A 2,722-nucleotide genomic window follows, 5' to 3' on the forward strand; every position below is an offset into this window, starting at 1 on the left:
GCCGAGGATCGACGCGACCCGGCTGCCCTCGGCGAGGGTCACCGTAGTGGTGCCGAAGGTCGCGGGCGCGGGCTGGTGCTCCTTGGTGTCCAGGGTCTCCGGCAAGTGCTGGGCGAGTGTCCCGCCGAACGCGACACTGAGCACCTGAAGTCCCCGGCACACACCGAGCACCGGCTTACGGGCGTCCAAAGCGGACCGCAGCAGCCCGAACTCGAACGCGTCCCGGTTCGGCCTCGTGTACGTCGTCGCGTGCTGCTCTTGGCCGTAGCGCGCCGGGTCGACGTCGGCGCCGCCGACCAGCACGAGACCGTCCAAAGCGGACACCAGCCGATCGTGGGCGTCGCTCACCGGCGGCAGCAGCACCGGCACGCCGCCCGCCGCGACGATCCCGTCGACGTAGACGCGGTGGAGCAGCGCCGCTTCGGTCTCCCACACCAGGAACTTCGCGGGCTCCAGGTAGGACGTCAGCCCGATCAGGGGCTCAGAGACGTTCGAAGCCACGGATCCTCTCCCAGTCGGTGACAGCGGCGTCGTACGCGGTGAGTTCGACCTTGGCCGCGTTCAGGTAGTGGTCGACGACCTCGTCCCCGAACGCGGTACGGGCGAGTTCGCTCCGGTCCAGCAGAGCCGCGGACTCCCGCAGGGTCGTCGGCACGGTCGGCTTGTCGGAACCGTAGGCGTTGCCGTGGAACTCCGGCTCCAGCTTCAGCTCGTTCTCGATGCCGTGCAACCCGGCGGCGATCAGCGCGGACACCGCCAGATACGGGTTCACGTCGCCGCCGGGGACCCGGTTCTCGGTGCGGAGCGAGTCCCCGTGCCCGACGACGCGCAGCGCGCACGTGCGGTTGTCGGTGCCCCACGCGACGGCCGTCGGCGCGAAGCTGCCGGGGACGAAACGCTTGTAGGAGTTGATGTTCGGCGCGAAGAAGTAGGTCAGCTCGCGCAGCCCGGCGAGCTGACCGGCGAGGAAGTGCTCCATCAGCGAGGAGAACCCGCCCGGACCGTCACCGGCCAGGACCGGCTCCCCCGCGGCCGAGCGCAGGCTGATGTGGATGTGACAGGAGTTGCCCTCGCGTTCGTTGTACTTCGCCATGAACGTGAGGCTCTTGCCCTCCTGCGCGGCGATCTCCTTGGACCCGGTCTTGTAGATACTGTGGTTGTCGCAGGTGGTCAGCGCGTCGGCGTAGCGGAACGCGATCTCGTGCTGGCCGGGGTTGCATTCGCCCTTGGCCGACTCGACGTACAGTCCCGCGCCGCCCATGTCGTTGCGGATCCGGCGCAGCAGCGGCTCGATCCGCGAGGTACCGAGCATCGAGTAGTCGACGTTGTACTGGTTGGCCGGGCGCAGGTCCTGGTACCGCTTGTCCCAGGCCGACTCGAAGGTGTCGTCGAAGACGATGAACTCCAGCTCGGTGCCGACGTAGGCGGCGAGATCGTGCGCGGCCAGCCGGTCGAGCTGCCCGCGCAGGATCTGGCGGGGTGACGGGGCGACGGCGCCGCCTTGCACCCGTTCGAGGTCGGCGAGGACGAGCGCGGTGCCCTCCTGCCACGGGAGCAGGCGAAGCGTGCCGAAGTCCGGGCGCATGACGAAGTCGCCGTAGCCGGTCTCCCAGGACGACATCGCGTAGCCGTCCACGGTGTTCATGTCGACATCGACGGCGAGGAGGTAGTTGCACGCCTCGGTGGCGTGCTCGACGACCTCGTTGAGGAAGTATTCGGCGGCGCAGCGTTTGCCCTGCAACCTGCCCTGCATGTCGGTGATCGCCACCAGCACCGTGTCGACGGTGCCGTCCTCGACCAGTTCCCGGAGCCGATCCAGCGTGAGCATCCCGCGCCTGTTCGCCATCAGCCTCACCTAAAGGTTCGAAGCGGTACCTTTGCGGGTTCTTCCTACCGGGTCGGACCGACCCGGTCAACTCGGTCAATGGTCTGGTTCGTCACCCATTCCAGACCGTGGCCGGTCCCTGGGCGGATTGTCTGTGATGCCCGGCTGAGAAGATGCTGTGAATCCCGCCGCATCGGGAGGAGATCCGCGCATCCGGGACGTTGTACGGATCAAGAGAGGTGAGAAGGAATGACACAGGCATTCACGCAGCAGACCACGTTCACCGAGCCCCAGGGGCGGGCTCAGCTCCCGACGCTGCCCAGCGGGTGGCCGATCGGCTCCTACGAGTCGTACTCCGAGGCGCAGCGTGCCGTCGACCACCTCGCGGGAACGGACTTCCCGATCACCGACGTCACCATCGTCGGTGTCGAACCGATCCTCGTCGAGCGGATCGCCGGACGCATGGGCTGGAGCAAGGTGCTCACCAGCTCGGCGCTGTCGGGCGCGATGTTCGGTGTGTTCCTCGGCCTCGTGCTGAGCCTGCTGAACCCGGGCGCCGGACTGGTGCCGATCCTCGTCGGCCTCGTCGGCGGTATCGGGTTCAACCTGCTGTTCGGCGCGCTGGGGTACGCGTCGTCGAAGAACAAGCGAGGGTTCATCTCGCAGAGCCAGCTGGTCGCCAGGCGCTACGACGTCCTGGCCCAGCCGCGCAACGCCGAGAAGGGCCGCGCCCTGCTGGCCGACCTGGCCGCCAGGAGCGCGTTCACCCACTGATCCTCACCCCGCGCGAGCCGGCCCCTCTTCGGGAGGTGCCGGCTCGCGGCTTTCACGGGGTCAGTCGAATGTGGCATGTGCAGGCTCGCCCTCATGCCGGTTTCGGGTGTCGCGAAAGCCACT

Annotated in this window: 3 protein-coding genes; 1 reads left to right on the forward strand and 2 read right to left on the reverse strand. The window is 68.0% G+C overall.

What is annotated here, in order from left to right; genetic code table 11:
* Positions 1 to 501, reverse strand: a 501-nt coding sequence (locus B0293_RS41560; RefSeq protein ID WP_245820147.1) for a gamma-glutamyl-gamma-aminobutyrate hydrolase family protein, incomplete at its 3' end; no start/stop codon positions are given.
* On the reverse strand, positions 482 to 1,846 hold the full coding sequence (locus B0293_RS41565) for a glutamine synthetase family protein (RefSeq protein WP_005160441.1): 1,365 nt from the start codon (positions 1,844 to 1,846) through the stop codon (positions 482 to 484). The genes B0293_RS41565 and B0293_RS41560, both read right to left, overlap by 20 nt.
* 228 nt (positions 1,847 to 2,074) lie before the next feature.
* On the opposite strand from B0293_RS41565, the gene B0293_RS41570 reads away from it, so the two are divergent.
* Positions 2,075 to 2,599 carry a general stress protein gene (locus B0293_RS41570; RefSeq protein WP_005160437.1) on the forward strand — a complete coding sequence of 175 codons (525 nt, stop codon included), beginning with the start codon at positions 2,075 to 2,077 and terminating at the stop codon, positions 2,597 to 2,599.
* Positions 2,600 to 2,722: the final 123 nt, after the last annotated feature.

This window comes from Amycolatopsis azurea DSM 43854 (assembly GCF_001995215.1).
Taxonomy (GTDB): Bacteria; Actinomycetota; Actinomycetes; order Mycobacteriales; family Pseudonocardiaceae; genus Amycolatopsis; species Amycolatopsis azurea.